Here is a 5,388-nt window from a genome sequence, read left to right as displayed (position 1 = left end):
CGAAATGAAAAAACATCCGAAACTAATTCAAATGGCATCAGATGGAAATTATTATACCCAAGAAGAAATTAAAAGTGTTGTAAAATACGCTGCAGACAGAGGGATTTTAGTAGTTCCCGAACTGGATGTGCCAGGCCACGGAACTGCTATATTGACTGCTTATCCAGAAATAGGGAGTAAAGTGGTGAACTTGCATTTAAATTCAGGTGAAAAAGGACAACAATTTACACAAATACAATCCTATAGTTTAGAAAGAAATGCGGGAATTTTCACTCCTACTTTGGATCCTTCAAATCCAAAAACATATCAATTATTAAATGAATTTTTTGATGAGATCTGTCCGCTCTTTCCTGGGAAATTCTTTCACATAGGGGGGGATGAAAACGAAGGAAAAGATTGGGACTCAAATCCTAAAATTCAGGAATTCAAAAAGAAACATAATTTGGCAAACAACCATGAATTGCAAACCTATTTCACGATGCAATTAATTCCAATGCTCAAAAAGCATAATAAAATTTTAATGGGTTGGGAAGAGATCATGACAAAAAATATGTCCAAAGATGCCATTATTCATTCTTGGAAAGGAAGTAATGAAGGACAACCTGCTGGAAAATCGCTTGTTGATGCTGCAAAAGGTGGATACAAAACGGTATTATCGAATGGATTTTATATTGATTTGGTTTTTGGAGTTGAAGATCATTATAAAGTTGATCCAATACCAAAAAATGTAACCTTGACCGATGAAGAAAAAGCTAGAATCTTGGGAGGTGAGGCTGTGATGTGGTCAGAATTGGCATCACCAGCAACTATAGATTCCAGAATTTGGCCTAGAACTGCAGCCATTGCCGAACGTCTTTGGTCTAATGAAAATATTACTGATATTAATAGTTTGCGCAAAAGATTGAATACAGTTTCTTTCAGATTAGAAGAGCTTGGTTTGACACACTTAAAAAGCAAAGAGGGATTGTTGAGAAATATTAGCAACAATCAAAAAAGTGATGCCTTACTTGATTTGTCTAATGTTTGTGAACCACTTAAACAGTATACAAGAAATATCGGTGGTACAGAATATCAAATGTATTCGCCATTGACTTTATTTGCCGATGCTTGTACTCCAGATGCATTTGATGCAGTAGGATTTGATAGTGCTGTAAATAATTATTATAGTAATAAAACAAATGAAAATCAAATTATTGTTGTTGATTATTTAAATAAATGGATTAAGATGCATAAAGACTTAATAACTTTAAGTAATAATGCACCTTTAGTTCAGCCACTTTTACCTTTGTCTAAAAGTTTAAATGATATATCAGAGCAACTTTTGCTTAAAATAAATAAGCAGAGTATAGATACTTCTGTATTGAATGAATTACTAGAGAAATGTAATTCTAAAGAACATGCCGATGTTGAATTAGCGGTATATAATAGCTTGAAAAAGTTAGTTCAAGCTTGATTTAAATTCAAAAATAAAAGTTGTAATCGTTAAGATTGAGTTTGGTTATTTACATTTTAATATGATTTTTTTATTTTGAATTGCTATTGTTTTTCTGTGAAAACAATATTTATGAACCTGGTAATTAGTTGCCAGGTTTTTTTTGAAAAATTTACTTACTAGTAAGATTAAACGTGTTATAATACTTAATTTGCTGATGATACCTATCAAAAAAATAGTTGCATTTTGTTGCATTTTATTTTGCCAAATGTCTTTTTCACAAGGAGATTGTGCCAATGCTCTTACTATATGTGGCAATACAATTTTTACAGGAGTAATAAAAACATATCCGGATGATACTCAGTTTAATGGTCATGTAAGTTGTGGAAATTATGTTCATTCTCCAATGATATGGTTGAAAGTAACTATTGTAACAGGCGGTAGTTTTGGGTTTGTTCTGACTCCCAAAAGCCTAGACCCCAAAGCAGATTTAAACTTTTTTGTTTTTGGTCCAAACGTTACTTGTGGAGATATTGGACAATCTATTCGTTGTTCTTATACCTCACCGAGTGAAATGCATTCAACAAAAAATAAAACTGGATTAATTCCTGGTGCTTACGGAGTTAGTAGGGAGTCTAATGAAGGAAATGGCTTTCTAGAAATGTTAGACGTAAAAGCAGGAGAAAGTTATTATATTGTTGTTATGGATGCTGGTGCTCCATATAATCAGTTTTCAATTGATTTTAATGGTACTGCAACAATAGACGCTCCTCCTGAGATAAAAACACCAAAAATATTCGGTAGTTATGGTGCAAAAATCTGTGAATCGGACGGTGTAAATGATTTTATTACAAATATTGATTTAACTGAAATTGCTGCTATTGCTGTTGGAAATCAAAATAATGTTGAGGCTTCTTTTTACATTAGAGGCGAGGATGCGGTAAAAGACATCCGAAGGCTTCCTAATGGATTTCGAAATACCGAAAGTCCACAAAAAGGATATGTTAGATTAACCAATACTGTTTCAAAATGTTTTGTAGTTGATGAATTTATTTTTACTGTAGAGCAGCTGCAGACTCCTTATCCATTAAATGTTGCTGGTTGTGATGTAAATCAAACTGGTTTTGTTCATTTCAATTTGGCAGAAAATGATTTGTTATTACAAGATAATAATCCCAACAGAATTGTAACTTATCATCCCGAAGCGAATGATATGGCAACCTTGCCAAAAGATTATGTAAACCAAGCGGCTTATCAAGAAGAAACTGTTTATGCTAAAATATTGGATACAAAATCTCTTTGCAGTGTTTTTAAGCCTTTCAAATTAATAATAAATAAAACGCTTCCAAATGTAAAACCTGTACAGTTGACGCAATGTGATATTGGCAATGTACCAAGTGATATAAAAATATTTAATCTCTCTGAGGCATCGGAAGCATTGACTTTAAACGATTCTGAGTTTTCTGTGAAATTTTACCTTAACAATTCAGATGCTCAAAGTGATGTAAATGCCTTAGATTTATTGTACACGAATACTACAAATCCACAAACAATAATTGCCAAAGTAACCAACAAAAATACTGCTTGTTATGCTTTTACAACAGTAGATTTGAAAGTGAAAAAAGGAATAACACTAACTCAAATAATAGAAAAATGTGATGATGATGCTATAGCAGATGGTATTGTAAAATTTAATCTAGCTGACGCAGGCTTCGAAAATAACGGAAACAAAGTCTCTTATTTCCAAACATTAGAAAATGCACTATTGTTCCAAAATCCAATATCTTCAAGTTTTACAACTACGCAACCCTATCAGCAAACGGTATATGCCAGAGTCCAAAATGAAAACGATTGTATTGGCATTAATACTATTGAGCTAAAAGTTGCAGTTTTGCCAAATCTTGAAAAAAATGAAACATTGTATTTATGTTTAAACCAACCAGATGAATCCATAGAATTAAATACAGGAATTTCTAACTCTGATTTAATTAATTACCAATACAAATGGTCTCCAAACGGAGAAACAACTTCTGAGATAGAAGTTGATAAAGCAGGAACTTACACGGTAGTAGTTAAAAACCAAAGCGAATGCACAAAAGAACGGATATTTACAGTGAAGAACTCAGAACTTGCTAAAGTCGATGAAGTCATAATAGACGATTTTACAGAAGAAAAAAAAGTTACTATTTCTGTATTAGGGCAAGGAATTTATGAGTATTCTTTAGATAATATATCTGAAAATTATCAAGTTTCCCCCATTTTTGATAACGTTGCAACAGGGATTCACGATTTATACATAAAAGACCTTAATGGCTGCGGTATTCTGCATAAGACAATTCCTGTTTTAGGTGCACCAAAATACTTTACTCCCAACGGCGATGGTATAAATGATAAATGGAATATTTGGGACTTAAACACTTCATCTAATTCAAACGCAATCATTAGTATATTTGACCGATTTGGTAAACTTCTAAAACAAATTTCGCCAAAAGAGGTTGGGTGGGATGGTAAGTTTAACAATCTTTCTTTACCAGCTGACGATTATTGGTACACTTTATATTTATCTGACGGAAGATTTACGAAAGGTCATTTTTCGCTTTTACGATAACAACAGGTATATTTTAAATGAAGAAAAAAATATAATATTGAGAACTTGATGGAATTTTGTCAGGTTTTTTGAATAAAAAAAGTCATTATTTTTTTGTACTTTTGCAAAAAATTTTAATAAAGAGACATTCATGTTAACAGTCAATAATTTATCAGTTCAGTTTGGTAAACGAATTTTGTTTGACGAAGTAAATACAACCTTCACACACGGAAATATTTATGGAGTTATTGGAGCCAATGGTGCTGGAAAATCAACTTTTCTTAAAATAATTGCAGGTGATATCGACCCAACTTCTGGACATATTCATTTGGAACCAGGAAAACGTATGTCGGTTTTAAACCAAAACCACAACATGTTTGACGAACATACGGTATTGGAAACCGTAATGATGGGTAATAAAGTTTTGTACGCTGTGAAAACAGAAATGGACGCCCTTTATTTGGATTACAATGATGCAAACGCAGATAGAATAGGGGAGTTGCAAGTTCAATTTGAAGAAATGAACGGTTGGAATGCCGATTCTGATGCTGCTTCAATGCTTTCTAATCTTGGAATTTCAGAGGATAACCATTATACATTAATGGGTGATTTGGAAGGAAAAATGAAAGTGAGAGTGCTTTTGGCACAAGCTCTTTTTGGAAATCCAGATTTATTGATCATGGATGAGCCTACCAATGACCTGGATTTTGAAACAATTGCGTGGTTGGAAAATTTCTTGGCAAACTATGAAAACACAGTAATTGTAGTTTCTCACGACAGACACTTCTTGGATTCAGTTTGTACACATATATCGGATATTGATTTTGGTAAAATAAACCATTATTCTGGGAATTATACTTTTTGGTATGAATCTAGTCAATTAGCCGCCAAACAACGTGCTCAGCAAAACAAAAAAGCCGAAGAAAAGAAACAAGAATTGGAAGAATTTATTCGTCGTTTTTCTGCGAATGTGGCCAAATCTAAGCAAGCTACTTCCCGTAAAAAAATGATTTCTAAATTGAACATTTCGGAGATTAGACCTTCTAGCCGTCGTTACCCTGCGATTATTTTTGATCAGGATCGTGAAGCTGGAGATCAAATTCTGAATGTGCAAAATTTAAGCGCTTCTATTGATGGTGAAACTTTATTTAAAGGTGTTGATTTGAATATGGCCAAAGGCGATAAAATCGTTCTTTTTTCAAGAGATTCGCGTGCTACCACAGCTTTTTATGAAATCCTGAACGGTAATCAAGAGCCAGATTCTGGTGAGTTTGATTGGGGAGTTACCACGAATCAAGCATATTTACCAGTTGAAAACCATTCTTTTTTTGAAAATGATTATACTTTAGTTGATTGGTTACGCCAATGG

Annotated in this window: 3 protein-coding genes; all 3 read left to right on the top strand. The window is 33.1% G+C overall.

Features of this window, described 5'->3' with window-relative positions:
- The coding region (locus tag VFS71_RS11635) for a family 20 glycosylhydrolase (RefSeq protein WP_326401439.1) at positions 1 to 1,453 on the top strand (1,453 nt) is incomplete at its 5' end.
- 247 nt (positions 1,454 to 1,700) lie between these two features.
- Positions 1,701 to 4,040 carry a T9SS type B sorting domain-containing protein gene (locus VFS71_RS11630; RefSeq protein WP_326401436.1) on the top strand — a complete coding sequence of 780 codons (2,340 nt, stop codon included), beginning with the start codon at positions 1,701 to 1,703 and terminating at the stop codon, positions 4,038 to 4,040.
- Between the two features lie 130 nt (positions 4,041 to 4,170).
- The coding region (locus VFS71_RS11625; protein WP_326401435.1) for an ABC-F family ATP-binding cassette domain-containing protein at positions 4,171 to 5,388 on the top strand (1,218 nt) is incomplete at its 3' end.

It is taken from the genome of Flavobacterium sp. (assembly GCF_035760125.1).
GTDB lineage: Bacteria > Bacteroidota > Bacteroidia > Flavobacteriales > Flavobacteriaceae > Flavobacterium.
This window is presented reverse-complemented; position numbering and strand designations above follow the sequence as displayed.

What these genes read in the sequence shown, in the direction of transcription:
- VFS71_RS11630 (WP_326401436.1), top strand. Translation starts at nt 1,701, where the DNA reads ATGTCTTTTTCACAAGGAGATTGTGCCAATGCTCTTACTATATGTGGC.